A 16,946-nucleotide genomic window follows, 5' to 3' on the forward strand; every position below is an offset into this window, starting at 1 on the left:
TAATAAACTGACGCTGTTATTGTTGTAGAAACTGATTAAGCTCAGGATCATTGAGAATTTCACCTGTGAGTTGGCCGAGTAATTTATTCATATCCAGCTCTAAGGTCGCAAAATCGGGTGTTAAAGGGCCTTTCAAGGTGCCTTTTGCCTTATAACGTTTAACCAGTTCTTGGGTTGAGTTTTTGGCTTGCACTGCGATTAACACACTGTGTTTTGCCTCATAGCCAAAAGTCTTTTTAGTGACATCCATTTGCAATTCTTCTAATTGAATTTGCACTGAATTAGTCGCGCTAGGATCGATTTGATAACCCGCTTGGCTAAAGCCGGCGCGGAATACTTCATCGAGCAGCAATTTAGGCGGTTCACTCGGGCCGACCAAACGTGTTTTTGTCCCTTCTTCAATAAAGCGCGCCACGTAATCGACGGTGCGTGTATCTACGGTTTCAAGAGAGATAGGAACACGTTGCGCGGTTTGTTGGCTGATATTGGGCACTTGGGGACTGAAAGCCATATGAGTCGGATTTTGGCTGGCACAGCCCGCGAACAGCAGGGGAAAAGTCAAAGTCAGTAATAGCCGTTTCATGGGATCTCTCGTACAAGTAAAAGTGGCTACAGCATACCAGAAATCACTTTTGATGCCACAGAACACCTCGATTCAGTTGGAGTACAGCTTTTAGTGATAATATCCAGCGTTCACTATGGGTTAGTTCATTTCTTTAGGTGCAAAATATGCCAAAACTGTCGTTAATTTCGTTCATTGTGGGCCTGACACTGGCGTCAAGCATCATTAGCACCAATGCATTCGCGGGGGATTCCGCCCATATACTCGGCGGCAGTTTAGGCTACGGTACTCAAGAATTTGAAACCAACAGCGGTAAATATGATGCAGGTGATACCTTCACCAGTGACTTGTATTATCGCTTTATGCTTAATGAGCATTTTGGTTTTGAAGCGGGGTATTTAACGGGGACGGGTGGAGTGGCGAGTGCACTTATTAGTGGTATCAGTGAAATCAAAGATTTACATTACCAAGGTATCAGAACCACTGCTTATGGCGAATATGCGTTGTCTCGTGGTAATAGTCTGTACGCCAAGCTCGGCGCCGCTTATACCAAAGTGAGTTATGAGATGGATAAGCAAGAGATGGATTCGGATGATGTAGGATTTTACGGCGCTGTAGGTTGGCAATATCGTTTTCGCTCTGGCTTTGGACTCAATCTTGAGTACCAATATGTGCCAATGAAAGAGTTAGAGCTGCAAGGGGTCAACTTTGGCGTGAGTTATCGATTCTAACTCGCAAATATTATCAATTAGCCTCAATTAAGCGCCCTTGGCGCTTTTTTCGTTTTAGAACCTTGGATATTAGAGCTGTAAACAGAATACTCGCCCGCAACAAAGTGACAACATTTTAGCCTTGCACTCTTTTAATGCAAAGGGGGACAGGTTAGAGTAAAAATTCGATGTTTAGAATGAGAGAGCACAAATGCTCCCGCGTCCTTTCTGTAAGGCTTAGTCATGTTAACGATAGCAACGCAAATCGCCCCAGATAGCCTGATCAATCCCAAGGGCTTACCCCATTTCGGCCATTTTGATGGCATAGTTAAAACCTTAGGTTTAGTGGACTTTGCCTACTTCGATACTATGGATAAACCCGCTTCAGCGTGGGCCAAGCATTTCGATTATAAACAATTTCAGTTTGTCTCTTTGGTCACACCGCGTTATGTCCTTGGTATCGCACTTGCCGATATTGCTTACGTCGGCAGTGCGTTTTGTTATTTATACGACATAAAAACCAACACTCTCACCCAGCTTGATTGGCTAAAACCTTTGAGGTTTGGCTATCAGATGACACCATCACCCGCTGAGGGTAAAAGTCGTATTGGCCGTAAAGGAGCGCAGTTAAGTTTTGAGATCGTAGAGGGCGGTTGGCGGTTAATGATTGATACTAAAAACATTCAAGCCGATGTGACTTTGCACTCAGCTCCCTTAAGTTTGCCTATGGCCATGTGTAGTCCTACTGGATACAACGGCTGGACTTACACACAAAAGCATAATGGTTTGACGGTTAAAGGTAGTTTGACTGTAGACCATGAACCGCAGCCGCTGAATCACGCTTTAGCTGGCTATGACTTTTCGGCGGGTTACATGCGCCGCGATACGAGTTGGCGCTGGGCGTCGATCAACGCGCGGATCCATGAGGGCATAATGGGGCTTAATTTAGCGGCGGGTGTCAATGAAACCGGCGCTACTGAAAATGTCTTTTGGATTAATGGCGAGCGTCATTTACTCGGACCAGTGCAGTTTGATTTTGATCGACACGCCACGCTCGGCGCCGAGGTTTGGCGAGTTTACAGTCAAAATGGTCAAGTGGATTTGCAGTTTGCGGCGCGCAATTGCCGCAGTGAAAAGCGTAATTTGCTCTTGCTTAAGAGTAATTTTCGCCAATTCATCGGTCATTTCAGCGGCACGATTACCGATAATCAAGGGCGCAGTTACCAATTGAATAATGTGCTGGGACTCGCCGAAGATCATTATGCCCGCTGGTAACCAAATGCGGGTTGTCAAACGCGACTAACCGACCACTGTTGCCTGTGTTGTGGCGTTTAATGCGGTTTATAACACTCGCTCAGAATTGATATAAAAACACTAAAAATAATCATAAAACAACAAGAAAACAGGACGACCTTATATGGATATCGCCTCGCTGATCCAGCACCCCGAAGTGTTACTGCTCGTACTCGCGCCGTTGTTTTTCGTGTGTATTTTACTGGAATGGTATTTTGGCGATAAAAGACAAAAACTACCTTTGAGTGCACGTTATCGCGGCCAAGAAGTGCTGTGTAATTTCAGCCTCGCGGCCATGCATCAAGGCGCTGATCTGCTCACTGGCTTGTTGATCGCTAAGCTGTATCTAGCGGTGTTTGGTTGGAAGTTATTCGATATTGAAATGGGCCCATTAAGCTTTATTGCCTTGATGGTTGCGCAGGACTTTTGTTATTACTGGTTCCACAGGGCGAGCCACAGAGTGCGCTGGATGTGGGCGGCTCACGTGGTGCACCATAGCTCTGAGAATATGAATTTTAGTACGGCTTTTCGTCAGAGTTTAATGTATCCATTGGCGGGAATGTGGGTATTTTGGTTACCGCTGGTGGTCATAGGTTTCGATCCAAACTGGGTGGTGTTTGTGGTATTACTCAATCTGGGATTACAATTTTTTGTGCATACCCAAGCGGTTAAATCACTCGGACCGCTGGAATGGGTCTTTAATACTCCATCGCATCACAGGGTGCACCACGGTCGCAATCCCCAATATATCGATAAAAACTATGCGGGTGTGTTGATTATTTGGGACAAGCTGTTTGGTACTTTTGAGCCCGAAGTGGAGACAGTGATCTACGGTATCACTAAGCCTGTGAATAGTTTTAATCCCCTTAAAGTGACGTTTAGCGAATGGCGAGACATGTTTGCTGAGGTTACCGCGGCAGGCTTGAGTGTTAAACAACGCTTACGTATCTTGTTTGCTCCGCCTAACAGCAGTTTAAAAAGTGAGGAATAACAATCCACTGTATTTTCCAAGTTAAATAGCGCAAATGGCTAATAGAGTCTTGAATTTAGCCTTGCTAGCCTATATTCCCTTTTTTGCCAGTATTTTGGTGTAAAAATGTACAACATCATACTTTGGTGGTACTTTTTGGGGGAAGGCATTTAACTTGGGAGGACTTATCATGATGGATGAACCTCGATTATCCGCGGAGGAGCTTGCTTGTTTTAGTGAACTTTTTTCGCCGACTCGTGTGGGCACTGCCTTGACCAACGATCCCCTAGTCAATCATGTACTCACAGTCACAACTGAAGTGCCGCAAGTTATCGCTTCGATTTTGGGTAAGGCAAAACTCACGTTATTGGCCGAAGTCGGGCCCTATAAACTCTGGTTTCCGCTACTGATGAAAGTGGATGACTTTGGACAGTTTCAACCTACTTTAGGTGTGCCTGAAGTGCTCGATGCCTCGGGAGTGGAACGCAGTTGGCGGTTAACCCAAGCCGATGACGTGTGGATATTCGACCACGACCAAGGTGAGCAATGGTCTGTTGTCTCGTTATCCAGTTCTGGTATGGCTATTCGCGCTAAATCACAGCAGCAATTTAAGCAATTGCTAGGCAGTAAAGAGCTGCAATTACAATTGCCTAATGGCGAGACTTTACGTATCGATATTGAGCCTATCCGTAGTGAGAAAGGTTTGGCCTTTGTTAAGTTTCAGGCCGAAACCGAAGAACGTGAAGCGTTACGTCAATTCTTATTTAGTCGTCACCGCTCTCAGCATGCTCAACTCTATCGAGACTTACGCTATACCCAAGCAACCTGAAGATACGAGTTTCAGAGCGCCTAGGCTGCTTCAATTCAAGGCGCATCAATGACAGAATGTCGGCCACCTTTTGAATTGATGCAACACGGAAGTGAAGCACCCTAGGCGCTCCGTCCCGGCGGGTTTTAACGCACTTTATGCTGCGTTGGTTATTTTTAACTTAGCCCGCTAGGTCTGCAAATAACCGCCTTGCCTAAAGTGCGTTAAACTCCCGCTGAATCCTGCATCTTCAGGTTGTTTGGGTATAGTACCCTGCATTGCGACAGTTTTCGGCCTTGTGTTAGTTGACCTGTTATCTAAGAATCTCAGTTCTGCAACTCGAATGTGAAATCCACGGATTTAAAAACTGTCATTTGCGATTGCAGTGCTTTTCGCCGATTGTTACCTGCCAATCTGTCGCCCGATGGATTAGAATGGCATTGAATTCAACACATCAGAGCGAGCGGTATGCACGTACATATTTTAGGAATTTGTGGAACCTTCATGGGTGGTCTAGCGTTATTAGCTAGGGCAAAAGGGCACAGAGTGACGGGCTCGGATGCCAATGTCTATCCTCCAATGAGCACGCAATTAGAGGACCAAGGCATTGAGCTTATTCAAGGTTTTGATCCTAGCCAGCTGGGTGAAGCGGGGCATTATCCTGACTTAGTTGTCATTGGTAATGCTATGAGTCGGGGTAATCCTTGTGTGGAAGCCGTGTTAAACATTGGCATCCCTTATACCTCTGGCCCGCAGTTTTTAGCCGATCATATTTTGCCTGAGCGTTGGGTGCTGGCTGTGTCTGGCACTCACGGTAAAACTTCTACTTCTAGTATGTTAGCTTGGATTTTAGATGATTGCGGTTATGAGCCTGGGTTCTTAATCGGTGGCGTACCGCAAAACTTTGGTGTGTCGGCGCGTTTAGGCAAGACCGCTTTTTTTGTGGTTGAGGCCGACGAATACGACAGTGCCTTCTTCGATAAGCGCTCAAAATTTGTGCACTACCATCCGCGTACCTTAGTGATCAACAATCTTGAGTTTGATCATGCTGATATTTTTGCCGATTTGGCTGCGATTCAAAAACAGTTTAATCATTTAGTTCGCACTGTACCTGGCGAAGGCAAGATCATTTGGCCCGCCGATTCCCATGCTGTTAAGCAAACGATTGAGATGGGGTGCTGGAGCGAGCAAGAAAACTATCATTTAGCCGAATCGAGCAGTGGTTGGTATGGCAAAGCCTTAAGTGATGATTGCCATCGCTTTGAAGTGTTTTTTGATGGCGAGTCTCAAGGTATTCTCGAATGGGATTTGATTGGTCAACACAATATCGAAAACGCCATAATGGCGATTGCTGCCGCGCGTCATGTGGGCGTTAAGCCGAATGCCGCGATTGACGCCTTGGCTAAATTTATGCCACCTAAACGTCGACTCGAATTACTCGGAACCGTTAATGGCGTGAGCGTATATGATGATTTCGCTCACCACCCAACGGCGATTGCGACCACCTTAAAAGGCATGCGGGCTAAGGTCGGTCAGAGCAAGATTACTGTAGTACTCGAGCCGCGCTCAAACACTATGAAGAGCGGTGTCCATAAGGACACTTTAGCTTTTTCTATGATGCAAGCCGACGAAGCCTTTTTATATCAAGCCGATACCATCGACTGGAATATGAAAGAAGCCATGGAAGCGGCGGTGATCCCTGTGACTGTGTTACATCAAATTGATGATGTGGTCGCCAAAGTGGCGGCAACGTCCAAAGCGGGTGACACCATAGTGGTGATGAGTAACGGTGGCTTTGGCGGTTTACATAAGAAGTTATTGGCCGCATTAGAGCTACGTTCAACTGCAGAGCAGGTTTAAGATGAGCTACACAAAGTCGACAAAGGCGATTAGCTTAGCTTGGACGGGCGCCTCGGGTGCGCCCTATAGCCTTAAGTTGCTCGAGTGTCTGTTGGTATCGGGTTATCAAGTGTTTTTGATGATATCCAGTGCCGCTCGCGTAGTATTAGCGACTGAACACGGTTTGCAGTTAAGCGCCAACAGCGACAAAGCCCATGCCCAGCTGTTGGCTTTGCTGCACGAAAAAGGCGTGATTATCACTGGCGAGTTAGTGGTGTTAGGCAAAGATGAGTGGTTTTCACCGCCCGCATCGGGCAGCGCTGCACCTAAACAAATGGTGATTTGCCCTTGCTCGACGGGGACGTTAGCGGCAGTGGCCACAGGAATGAGTAATAATTTACTCGAACGCGCCGCCGATGTGGTGATTAAAGAGCGCGGCCAACTTATCTTAGTGCCGAGGGAAACTCCTTTTAGTGCCATACACTTAGAGCATATGTTGAGCCTTTCTCGCCTCGGCGCGACCATTATGCCCGCCGCTCCCGGTTTTTATCACAATCCCAAATCGGTTGAAGATCTGGTAGACTTTATGGTCGCTCGAATTCTCGATCATTTGGGCGTTGACCATGCATTAACGAGTCGCTGGGGTTATGACAAACAGTCTAACCGCGACCTCGACAATTGAGACTTATATGAAACACACCACCGAAGTGATGATCTCTGCAGAAGAGATAAGCCAGAAATTGGATCAAATGGCCGAGCTAATCAATGCCCATTATGCCCACAGCGAACGTCTGCTGATGGTAGGCTTGTTAAAAGGCTCAGTGGTCTTTATGGCTGACCTGTGTCGCCGAATTAAAGGCCATGTTGAAATCGATTTTATGTCGGTTTCCAGTTATGGCAATGCTATGACCAGCTCACGGGATGTGAAAGTGCTGAAAGATGTGCAATCAGATATCGCCGGTCGCGATGTATTGATTGTGGAAGACTTGATTGACTCAGGTAACACCTTAAGCAAAGTGCGCGAGATGTTGTTACTGCGCGAGCCTAAGAGCCTTGCACTGTGCACCCTGCTAGATAAACCTGAACGTCGTGAAGTGGATGTGAAGGTCGATTTTATCGGTTTCACTATCCCTGATGAGTTTATCGTGGGTTATGGTATTGATTATGCAGAGCAATATCGCAATCTGCCTTACATCGCGAAAGTCGTGCCACTCGATTAAGTGTCCGATATCGTTTAAAACTCCCGCAACAGGCGGGAGTTTTGCTTTTTACGGTTATATAAAAAATAGTATAAATAATTGAACCATTAAAGATTGGTTTTTCAATTGATTAGCTAATTTTTTGCTTTAGTTCTGCAACCCATCATTGTAATTGTGTTTTTTAGCACCATCTTATTACTTTCTAATGTGTAAGGAACGGTACAAATATGGCGAATATTACCCATGCTCTGGTACTCGAAGGGCTTAAAAAAACCTATAAAGGCGGTGTCGAAGCGGTCAAAGGCATCAGCCTCACCGTCAATCAAGGGGATTTCTTTGCCTTGCTCGGCCCCAATGGTGCGGGTAAATCCACCACGATTGGTATTATCAGCTCCTTAGTGCAGAAGAGTTCAGGTTCGGTCAAAGTCTTTGATTATGATATTGATAAGCAGCTAGAACACGCCAAGCTTTGTATTGGTCTAGTGCCGCAAGAGTTTAACTTCAACCAGTTTGAAACCGTACTGCAAATCGTGGTGAATCAAGCGGGTTACTATGGTGTGCCTAAGCCTGTTGCCCTTGAGCGCGCCAAAAAATACTTAAGCCAACTGGATTTGTGGGAAAAACGTAATAGCCAATCGCGGGAATTATCCGGCGGCATGAAGCGACGGTTAATGATCGCCCGCGCTCTGATGCACGAACCTAAGCTGTTGATTTTAGATGAGCCTACCGCAGGCGTGGATATTGAACTGCGTCGCTCTATGTGGGAGTTCCTCAAACAAATTAATCAGCAAGGCGTGACGATCATCCTGACCACCCATTACCTTGAAGAGGCTGAAATGCTTTGCCGTAATATCGGCATTATCGACAAAGGCATTTTAGTGGAATGCACTAGCATGAAGGCGCTGCTCAGTAAGCTGAATATGGAGACATTTATTCTCGATCTGCGTCACGATACAGCAACGGCACCGGTATTCGATGGCATGACTTGTCGCTTAACTGACTCTCATACCTTAGAGGTGGATGTGGTTAAAGAGCAAAATCTCAACGATGTCTTTAGCCAATTAAGTGCGGCCAATATAGAAGTGCTATCTATGCGTAACAAGTCTAATCGCTTAGAAGAACTCTTCGTCGAACTCGTGAAGAAAACTCAGGGAGTCTCTGCATGAACCAGCTCTACTTTATCGCCTTTAAAAGCATCTTAAGCAAAGAAATCAATCGTTTTACGCGAATTTGGATCCAGACTTTAGTGCCGCCTGCGATTACCATGACCTTGTATTTCTTGATCTTTGGTAACTTAGTCGGCAGCCGAATTGGAGAGATGGGCGGCGTATCTTATATGGAGTTTATCGCCCCGGGTTTGATCATGATGTCGGTGATCACTAACTCTTACTCGAACGTGGCGAGCTCATTCTACAGTGCTAAGTTTCAGCGTAATTTAGAAGAGCTGATGGTGGCTCCTGTGCCCCATTATGTGTTGATTGCAGGTTATGTTGGTGGCGGCGTGGCGCGCGGTTTATGTGTTGGCCTAATAGTTACGCTTGTGGCCATGTTCTTCGTCGACATTAGCTTGCATCATGCCGGTTTAGTGGTAATGACAGTGTTTTTAACCTCAGTGCTATTCTCCTTGGGTGGCTTGATTAACGCTGTTTTTGCAAAAAGTTTCGACGATATCAGTATCATCCCCACTTTTGTACTTACCCCATTAACTTACCTTGGCGGGGTATTTTACTCCCTGTCACTCTTGCCCCCTTTCTGGCAAGGCGTGTCGGCACTCAACCCTGTGGTCTATATGATCAACGTGTTTCGCTATGGCTTTTTAGGCTTCTCCGACATCAGCGTGCCATTGTCCATCGCCATTATGATCGGTTTCTGTGTCGCCCTGTGGACCTTAGCGTATTACTTAGTCTCGCGCGGAATAGGGTTACGTTCGTAAACATATTTATTGAGCATATTAAAAAAGGGAGCCATTAAGGCTCCCTTTTTACTGTTTAACTTCTCGTTACTTCATACGACGACGCATTGCCGCTAGAGGTAACAACAAGGCTGTTAACCAACCTAGAGCACCGCCATCATCTTTTTTAGCAGGAGGCGTTGGTTTAGCAGTTACTTTAACTGTCACTATACCTGGCTCACTTTCTAATTCTCCATCAGATGCTGTTACAGTAAAGACCAGATCTTGTGCTCCACTAGGTGCCGTGAAACTTATAGTTTCTCCACCGTTGGTGAAAGTCACTGGAGTTCCACTCGTCTGAGTCCAGGTATAAGTTAAGGTATCTTGATCTATATCTGAGCCATTAGCTTTTGCTGTTAACACAGAACCTTCAACACCCGTTGAACCGACTGGAGCGACTGTTGGTGCGTCATTCACATTTTTTACGTCAATTGTAACAATTGCTGCAGCGCCAGTATTGCCATCTTCGTCTGCTGATCTATAGCTAAGCATATCTGGACCAAAGTAATTCTCAGCAGGTGTGTAATCAATTCCACCCGTTGAATTGATTACAGCAGTGCCGTGTGTAGGTGCTTGTACAATAGCTAAGCTGCCTAATGCTCCTTTTGGCATGATATCAATAATGCGTTGGGCATTTGCCGTAATGCCATCACCTGTAATTGATACGCGAGCAACTTTCATATCTGGTTTGGTATCATTTTTTAACACATCAATAGAAACTAAAGTTTCCTCATTGGTTTCAATTACATCGGCTTGCCCAACATTGAGTGAAGTAGCAGTAACATCGTAGTTAATTGTTACATTTCCAGCTGTTGTATTTTTTAATGTTAAAGCATCACCAGTAGCAATACTTCCACCAGTACCATTAAAGTTATAAGTTGTTCCAATGGTTCCGCCTACGTTCTCTGCACCAATAGTAATGCTTGCAGGCATATTTGGAATATCGATATAGTTAAAGACAACCTCTTCAGTATCACCGGTCCTAATCCAAATACTGAATGTATAAGATGTACCTGATGTGTCGCCATAGAGTTGGCCTTTATTCCACTCTAATGCTAGCCACTTCACCCCAGCGCCATCTGTGAATACACCAACTGCTAAGTCACCACCGCCAGTATCGCCGACAGACTTATCGGATAGGTCGAAATCTGACCAGAAGGGGGCCAAAATATTATTTGGGTTACTGCCATCTGGTAATTGTTTATTTGCAAAAGTACCACTTGCGCTTCCGCCACCAACAATAGCTAATCCATTATCTGAAATTGTTATTTTACTGTAGCTCACACCGTTGTATTTAAAGCTCGGAACTGTAAAAGTAAAGGCTTGTTCATCACAGCCGTCAGGGCATGTAACAGGTGTTACACCTAAATCTACAATACTTGGGAATCTCTGAGCACCTTTTGTAGTGGCCATTTTAGGTAAATTTAGTTGGCCTACCCATGTCACTAAGCCTAAATCTTCATTTACCTGCAATCCATTTTGTGTCGCACCCGCTAAAGTGACTTTAACATCATCTTTTGAGGTTAGCTTAGTTCCTTTAGGTGCTTGTGCAGTTACAGTAACTGTATTTGCAAATACGTTATTATTTACAGTAGCGACCAATGGGATTACATCACTTGCTGTAATGTCTGTTTTTGTCGTCTGAGTGGAGATTAATGATGCGTTACTTGACTCTTTAGCCAAAACTGCTAGAGGTAAGTGAGCATTTTGTAATCCTTCAGTGCTGTTTATCAATACGTTACCGAAGATCCACTCACCATACGTAGCGAAAGTTGAGTCAACGGTTACAGTAAACGTGGCTGAAGCTCCTGCAGCAAGTTCTAAGGTAGAGGGGGATACTGTGATTCCTGTGCTATCGGATGAGGTTGATAAGCTCCAAGATGTTGTTGCATCGCTTTTGTTATAGACAGTTCGAGTGAAGGTACATGGACCAACGCAAGAGTCTGAAGCTATTGAAGGTTTGTCAAAGGTTAATACTGCCTTAGCTGCAGCATCTAAATCCATCCGACCTGCGCCCATGTCAAAAGGAGTTGCTGGAGTTACCGCATCATCATCGAGAATACCTTCAAACTTGGCTGTAGAGGTAAGAGCGGTTTTAATATCATTTGCACTCCACTCTGGGTGCAATTGGCTCATTAGGGCTGCAGCACCTGCAACATGGGGGCTTGCCATACTGGTGCCAGAGATCATATTGAAGTCTTCACCACCATCATCAGGAGAAAAGGCTGACAGAATGTTGGTACCAGGTGCCGCGATATCCGGTTTAAGGATATTTTGGTTGCCATCGGGACCGCGTGAACTGGTGCTATTTAGATTATCAGCAAGTTCAGAAACCATGATACGTTTAGTTTTTGCAACTATGGTGCCTGTTGTTACGGTATCTCCCATAGCTTCAATTACGGCTAAACCTGCATCTTTCGTAATCATTACAGCTGGGAATGGCTCACCAGGCATAGACATAGTAGTCGGTGCGCCTGCCGCATTGTTATAAACAACAAGGGCTTTAGCGCCTGCAGCTTTTGCGTTTGTTGCTTTTAATGAAAAGTTACATGTTCCACGAGAAATCAATGCAATACCATCTTTGAACGAATCAGCAGCAAAGGCATCACAACCATTGGCATTTTCAGCGTCTAAATTAACGGCGGCAATAACTGGAGCGGTAATATCTTCTGAAAGGACTGCATCAGAACTTGGTATAGCAAGTAAATCATCACCACCTGCATTAAAGCTATTCGCAAAAAAACGCCCAGTTGTAGTGTTAGCAACGGTAATTCCTGATTCAATACAAGCTGGACAGCCAATAGTTTGAGGGCCATTACCATCATTACCCGCAGCCGTAACGACAACAACACCCGCAGCTTCTGCAGCTTCAAACATTGTTTTGTATGGGCTGCTGGCTGGGTCGCCACCTGCGCCACCACCCCAAGAGTTGTTGATTACATCTGCGCCATCATTCACTGCATGTTCGAGGGCTTCCATCAACATAATGTTGGAACCACTACCACCAGTACAGTCAGCTTTACTATACAGAGCTTTATAAACCATTAGGTAAGCAGCTGGAGCAACACCTGATAACTCAACCGGAATTTCTTTGAAGGTTGTTGATACTTTATTACCAACAGCCGTTCCTGCTACGTGAGTACCATGACCACCAAAACCGAGTGGGCTCATATATTCATCAGCGCAAACAGGGAAGGTAGGTTGTGACCAACGCGCAACGATCAGTTTGTTATTACAGAAAGATGCATCAACAGTCGAGCAATAGTCATCCGATGGTAAATTCCCACTTGGTGCAGTAAAGCCAGCGTCAGCAAACATGGGGTTTTCAGGACGAATACCACCATCAATTACTGCGACTTTAACGCCTTTTCCGGCATTTTCCATTCCTGATACAGCATCCCACATCGCTTGCGTATTAATAATTTGATGTGATGCATCCATGCTAATTTCATACATGGTTTCTGGATAGACTGATTTAACACCTGGCATTTGAGCCAGTTTTTCAGCTGTTAATCCCTGACCAACAACAGTGACACCATTAAATAAAGTTTGGAAATGGCGTTCAACTTTGGCATTAGGTACTGTTTTAGCTAGAGCAGAAGCAAAATTGTTTTGCTCTTTTGTAAGATGATTGGCGTAGTTTTTTACTTCAGCTGACTGTACGTTAATTTTTTGACCTTCTTTTGCTGAAGCTGTCGCCGCAAATGAGCCAATACCACCTTGGTATTTAGCCAGTGCAGGAGATTCCATTTCAACAATAAAACGTTGTGGTGCACCTAAATTTGTTGTCGCCACTTTAGGTTTGCTAAATTTATCGTGAGATGTGATCTCGGGTGAGTAGGGTTTAAAAGTAAATTCACTGTTAGCAATAGCTGCGCTTGATAGTAGTGCAGCGGAGATCGCGATCGATAGTTTTGTCTTCACAACTTCTTCCTTGTCAATTAATGCTTTCAGCACTTTATTAATGTGCTTGTAGCTGAATTGTTATAGTTTTTGCTGCACTCTTTGATGTCAGCAATGAAGTTGTAACACAAAAATACCGTATGGTTAACACTTTCACAGTTAAAAAGATGTTAATCACACTTTGCCATTCGTCGTTCTATTTGTGTGTGCTTGCTGCTTTTGTAGCCTAAGGCTTAACCGCTCTGACTATTGGGTTTTGTAGGCTGATTAAGGTTTCTGTTGACTGGATTTCATCTATAGATTGAATGCGATTGATGAGTACGTGCTGCAAACCATCGATGGATTGGCACATTACCTTTACGAAAATACTGTAGTTGCCTGTGGTGTAATAGGCTTCGACGACTTCTTCGAGTGCGTTGAGTTTGGCTATGGCGGCAGGGTAATCGCCTGCACTTTTAAGATTGATACCGATGAAACAGCAGACGTCATAACCTAGGGCTTTAGGATTTACTGTGATCTGCGCGCCTGTGATTATCCCCGCTTGCTTCATTTTTTCTACCCGAACATGGATAGTGCCCGCGCTAACGCTAAAGCGTTTAGCGAGTTCGGCAAAGGGTGTGCGGGCATCCTGCATTAAGGCTTCGAGGATATGATTATCGAGTTGATCGCGCTGAAATGCGGTATCCATAAATAAATTCTCTATAACGTAATGAATTGTCATAAAGTTACGTTTTTTTATGGGGAATTGCTACCGATTTTGCCCGTCTTAGCTGATTTTAGTGATCATTGTTCGCCCAAAGGCTCACAAAAAGGCACTTCTGCGCTAAAAGTCATACTGACACCCGTGTAGGGATGTTTGATGGTGAGTTCTGCCGCATGCAGTAATAGGCGAGGGGCTAAGGATTTGGCTAATGGGTCGGCATAAAAACCATCGCCTAAGATCGGATGACCGAGCGCCATCATATGTACCCGTAATTGGTGTGAGCGGCCAGTGATTGGCGTGAGTTTCACCAGCGTTGAGCGTTTGGCGCGACTTATTACTTGGTAGTGAGTCAACGACGGTTTGCCCACAAGATGATCGACTTTCTGCTTGGGGCGATTCGGCCAGTCGCAGATCAGCGGATAATCAACGCTACCCGTATCATTTTTGACATGGCCCGCGACCCTTGCAAAGTAGGTCTTGCTGGTTTCTCTATCGTGGAACTGACGTTTTAATTCACGTTCGGCGCTACGGATAAGGGCGACAACGATCACGCCTGAGGTCGCCATATCGAGGCGGTGGACAATTTGGCAATGGGGGTGTTCAGCTTTTACTCGGGCATAGACACTGTCGTAATTAGCTGGGTCGCGACCGGGCACAGACAACAATCCTGAAGGTTTGTTAATGACGATAATGTCTTTATCTTGATAAAGAATATCGAGCCAAGGGGTTGTCGGTGGTTGGTATATAAAATCAGTCATAATGGGGCCTATTCGTCAATGCGCCGCAAAGATACTCTGCTAGGCTTGAGGGTGCAAGTGTGACGCCCAAAGATTGCTTGTGAGACTAAGCTTCCTGAGATAACTCAAGCGCCGCAGCAAAGCGCATTAGTTGATGATTTGCTGATAGAGCTGGATTTGAGTTCTTGCTATAATTACGCTCTTTTTTGTTAATGACCCTGTTGAGCCTTTGAAGCCATGAGCCAGCCAGAGATATACACTCCCGAGAATCTTTCTCACGTCCATAACCGCCTTGAGTTATTGGCGCCTGCAAAAAATGCTGACTACGGTATCGAAGCCATACGCCATGGTGCCGATGCAGTATACATAGGGGGGCCCGCATTTGGTGCGCGGGCAACGGCAGGTAACAGTGTTGAAGATATCGCGCGACTCTGTACTTATGCTCATCAATATCATGCTCAGGTATTCGTAGCCCTCAATACCATTTTGATGGATAACGAACTTGCCGACGCCGAAAAACTCATTTGGCAATTGTACGAAGCCGGTGCCGATGCGCTGATTGTGCAGGACATGGGTGTATTGCAACTCAATTTGCCGCCGATTGCCCTGCATGCCAGTACACAAATGGATAATCGCAGTCCAGAAAAAGTGGCGTTCTTAGAGCAAGTTGGCTTTTCTCAGGTGGTGCTCGCCCGCGAATTAGGCTTGAGCCAAATCCGTGATGTGGCCGCGCATACTAATATGCAGCTCGAATTCTTTATCCACGGCGCTCTGTGTGTGGCTTACAGTGGTTTGTGTAACTTGAGTCATTCCTTTAGTAACCGCAGTGCTAACCGCGGCGAATGCTCGCAAATGTGCCGCTTGCCGGGCAATCTTAAAACCCGTCAAGGCGATGTGTTAGCGCAGAATGAACACTTATTGTCTTTAAAAGACAATAACCAAACCGAAAACCTCGAAGCGCTCATCGACGCGGGCATTCGCTCGTTTAAGATTGAAGGTCGCTTAAAAGATTTAAGTTACGTTAAAAACGTCACCGCGCATTATCGCCAAAAGTTGGATGCGATTATGGCGCGTCGCCCTGAGTTTAAGGCTTCGTCCCACGGCCGTTGTGAACATTCTTTTATCCCCGATCCTGAAAAGACTTTTAACCGCGGCAGCACAGATTACTTTGTTAACGAACGTAACCAAGGCATTAAAGATTTCCGCTCGCCAAAATATATAGGCGAAGAAGTCGGCAAAGTGGTCAGCATAGGTAAAGACTTTATCCAAGTGAACTCAAGCCACGAGTTTAATAACGGCGATGGCTTAGCGTTTTTCCCAGCGAATTTTGCCATGGCAAAACAATCCGATGATAAGCTGCAAGGCCTGCGGGTTAACCGTGCCGAAGGGTTAAAACTGCATATATTGCAGGTACCAAAGGATTTAAAAGTCGGCATGACTTTGTACCGTAACCATAACCAAGCCTTCGAAGCCCTGTTATCTAAAGAATCTTCTAAACGGATTATCGGCGTCGATTTACGGTTGAGCGACACCGAAGACGGACTGGCGCTGACCTTGACGGATATCTATGGCCTAAGCGCCACAGTGAATTTAACTGTCGAGAAGACACCTGCGACAGATGTCGACAAGACCTTGCAAAATACCCGCACTCAGCTGGGTAAGCTCGGTAGTACCGACTTTGTTGCCCGCAGTATCAGTATCGATACGGCGCAAGCCTGGTTCTTGCCAGCGTCTGTGCTCAATGGTCTACGCCGTGATGGCGTGGCCGCCTTAGAGGCTGCCCGTATACAAGGTTATGTGCGTCCACTGCCGTGGAAACATAATCAAGATGCAGTGTATCCCGTTAAGCATTTGAGTTACTTAGGTAACGTAGCCAACGAAAAGGCCAAGGATTTTTATCAACGTCACGGCGTGATTGAGATCCAGGATACCTATGAGAAAAACGGCGTCACCGAAGACGTGCCATTGATGATCACTAAGCATTGTCTGCGCTTTAACTTTAATTTGTGTCCGAAGGAAGTACCAGGCATCAAGGCCGATCCTATGGTGCTTGAAATCGGTAACGATGTGCTCAAGTTGGTATTCGACTGTCCTAAATGCGAAATGATGGTGGTCGGTGAAAACCGTCAAGTGCGAGGCCAGAAACACCTTTAACACTTGTCATTAGGAGCATTGCCCAGTGCAATGCTCCTAACACCCATTCAGCTAGCATCTGCGCGCTTAATTTGCCTACCTATATCTATGTTACCCTCACCATAGCTACTCCCATAT

Annotated in this window: 14 protein-coding genes; 10 read left to right on the plus strand and 4 right to left on the minus strand. The window is 45.6% G+C overall.

What is annotated here, in order from left to right:
* Positions 1-16: 16 nt before the first annotated feature.
* A complete protein-coding gene (locus Q4Q49_RS03970; RefSeq protein ID WP_006080278.1) occupies positions 17-583 on the minus strand; it encodes a YajG family lipoprotein in 567 nt (188 codons plus the stop codon).
* Between the two features lie 146 nt (positions 584-729).
* Here Q4Q49_RS03970 and Q4Q49_RS03975 point away from each other — a divergent pair, with 146 nt between their 5' ends.
* The 9 genes from Q4Q49_RS03975 (at position 730) to Q4Q49_RS04015 (ending at position 9,314) form a co-directional block, all read left to right on the plus strand.
* Positions 730-1,293: a porin family protein gene (locus tag Q4Q49_RS03975; RefSeq protein ID WP_311998687.1), complete on the plus strand. Its 564-nt coding sequence runs from the start codon at positions 730-732 to the stop codon at positions 1,291-1,293.
* Between the two features lie 222 nt (positions 1,294-1,515).
* Positions 1,516-2,547 carry a DUF2804 domain-containing protein gene (locus Q4Q49_RS03980; RefSeq protein ID WP_311998688.1) on the plus strand — a complete coding sequence of 344 codons (1,032 nt, stop codon included), beginning with the start codon at positions 1,516-1,518 and terminating at the stop codon, positions 2,545-2,547.
* 142 nt (positions 2,548-2,689) lie between these two features.
* The gene (locus tag Q4Q49_RS03985) at positions 2,690-3,556 is read left to right on the plus strand and encodes a sterol desaturase family protein (protein WP_107949067.1); all 867 of its coding nucleotides are present in this window, start codon (positions 2,690-2,692) and stop codon (positions 3,554-3,556) included.
* A 169-nt stretch (positions 3,557-3,725) separates the two neighbouring features.
* Positions 3,726-4,364 (plus strand): hypothetical protein, encoded by a 639-nt coding sequence (locus Q4Q49_RS03990; RefSeq protein ID WP_107949065.1) that lies wholly within the window; start codon positions 3,726-3,728, stop codon positions 4,362-4,364.
* A 447-nt stretch (positions 4,365-4,811) separates the two neighbouring features.
* Positions 4,812-6,203 (plus strand): UDP-N-acetylmuramate:L-alanyl-gamma-D-glutamyl-meso-diaminopimelate ligase, encoded by a 1,392-nt coding sequence (gene mpl / locus Q4Q49_RS03995; RefSeq protein ID WP_311998689.1) that lies wholly within the window; start codon positions 4,812-4,814, stop codon positions 6,201-6,203.
* 1 nt (position 6,204) lies between these two features.
* Positions 6,205-6,864, plus strand: coding sequence for a flavin prenyltransferase UbiX (locus Q4Q49_RS04000; protein ID WP_311998690.1), 660 nt, complete (start codon positions 6,205-6,207; stop codon positions 6,862-6,864).
* A 7-nt stretch (positions 6,865-6,871) separates the two neighbouring features.
* Positions 6,872-7,402, plus strand: coding sequence for a hypoxanthine phosphoribosyltransferase (gene hpt, locus Q4Q49_RS04005; protein ID WP_011845844.1), 531 nt, complete (start codon positions 6,872-6,874; stop codon positions 7,400-7,402).
* Between the two features lie 206 nt (positions 7,403-7,608).
* The gene (locus tag Q4Q49_RS04010; protein ID WP_311998691.1) at positions 7,609-8,547 is read left to right on the plus strand and encodes an ABC transporter ATP-binding protein; all 939 of its coding nucleotides are present in this window, start codon (positions 7,609-7,611) and stop codon (positions 8,545-8,547) included.
* Entirely contained in the window at positions 8,544-9,314 is a 771-nt protein-coding gene (locus Q4Q49_RS04015) for an ABC transporter permease (protein WP_311998692.1), read from the plus strand. The genes Q4Q49_RS04010 and Q4Q49_RS04015 overlap by 4 nt, the downstream gene beginning before the upstream one ends.
* Positions 9,315-9,380: 66 nt before the next feature.
* On the opposite strand, the gene Q4Q49_RS04020 is transcribed toward Q4Q49_RS04015, so the two are convergent.
* The 3 genes from Q4Q49_RS04020 to rluA form a co-directional block, all read right to left on the minus strand.
* On the minus strand, positions 9,381-13,256 hold the full coding sequence (locus Q4Q49_RS04020; RefSeq protein WP_311998694.1) for a S8 family serine peptidase: 3,876 nt from the start codon (positions 13,254-13,256) through the stop codon (positions 9,381-9,383).
* 205 nt (positions 13,257-13,461) lie between these two features.
* Positions 13,462-13,923 carry a transcriptional regulator AsnC gene (gene asnC, locus Q4Q49_RS04025; protein WP_006080290.1) on the minus strand — a complete coding sequence of 154 codons (462 nt, stop codon included), beginning with the start codon at positions 13,921-13,923 and terminating at the stop codon, positions 13,462-13,464.
* A 95-nt stretch (positions 13,924-14,018) separates the two neighbouring features.
* Positions 14,019-14,696 (minus strand): bifunctional tRNA pseudouridine(32) synthase/23S rRNA pseudouridine(746) synthase RluA, encoded by a 678-nt coding sequence (rluA, locus tag Q4Q49_RS04030; RefSeq protein ID WP_259483054.1) that lies wholly within the window; start codon positions 14,694-14,696, stop codon positions 14,019-14,021.
* A gap of 216 nt (positions 14,697-14,912) precedes the next feature.
* Here rluA and Q4Q49_RS04035 point away from each other — a divergent pair, with 216 nt between their 5' ends.
* Positions 14,913-16,829, plus strand: coding sequence for a U32 family peptidase (locus tag Q4Q49_RS04035; RefSeq protein WP_311998695.1), 1,917 nt, complete (start codon positions 14,913-14,915; stop codon positions 16,827-16,829).
* Positions 16,830-16,946 lie beyond the last annotated feature (117 nt).

It is taken from the genome of Shewanella sp. SP1S1-7, from assembly GCF_031932105.1.
Taxonomy (GTDB): Bacteria; Pseudomonadota; Gammaproteobacteria; order Enterobacterales; family Shewanellaceae; genus Shewanella; species Shewanella baltica.

Coding starts and splice junctions, on each gene's coding strand:
- Q4Q49_RS04015 (WP_311998692.1), top strand. CDS start 8,544: ATGAACCAGCTCTACTTTATCGCCTTTAAAAGCATCTTAAGCAAAGAA.
- mpl (WP_311998689.1), top strand. CDS start 4,812: ATGCACGTACATATTTTAGGAATTTGTGGAACCTTCATGGGTGGTCTA.
- Q4Q49_RS03990 (WP_107949065.1), top strand. CDS start 3,726: ATGATGGATGAACCTCGATTATCCGCGGAGGAGCTTGCTTGTTTTAGT.
- rluA (WP_259483054.1), bottom strand. CDS start 14,696: ATGACTGATTTTATATACCAACCACCGACAACCCCTTGGCTCGATATT.
- Q4Q49_RS03970 (WP_006080278.1), bottom strand. CDS start 583: ATGAAACGGCTATTACTGACTTTGACTTTTCCCCTGCTGTTCGCGGGC.
- Q4Q49_RS04000 (WP_311998690.1), top strand. CDS start 6,205: ATGAGCTACACAAAGTCGACAAAGGCGATTAGCTTAGCTTGGACGGGC.
- Q4Q49_RS03975 (WP_311998687.1), top strand. CDS start 730: ATGCCAAAACTGTCGTTAATTTCGTTCATTGTGGGCCTGACACTGGCG.
- Q4Q49_RS04010 (WP_311998691.1), top strand. CDS start 7,609: ATGGCGAATATTACCCATGCTCTGGTACTCGAAGGGCTTAAAAAAACC.
- hpt (WP_011845844.1), top strand. CDS start 6,872: ATGAAACACACCACCGAAGTGATGATCTCTGCAGAAGAGATAAGCCAG.
- Q4Q49_RS03985 (WP_107949067.1), top strand. CDS start 2,690: ATGGATATCGCCTCGCTGATCCAGCACCCCGAAGTGTTACTGCTCGTA.
- Q4Q49_RS03980 (WP_311998688.1), top strand. CDS start 1,516: ATGTTAACGATAGCAACGCAAATCGCCCCAGATAGCCTGATCAATCCC.
- asnC (WP_006080290.1), bottom strand. CDS start 13,923: ATGGATACCGCATTTCAGCGCGATCAACTCGATAATCATATCCTCGAA.
- Q4Q49_RS04035 (WP_311998695.1), top strand. CDS start 14,913: ATGAGCCAGCCAGAGATATACACTCCCGAGAATCTTTCTCACGTCCAT.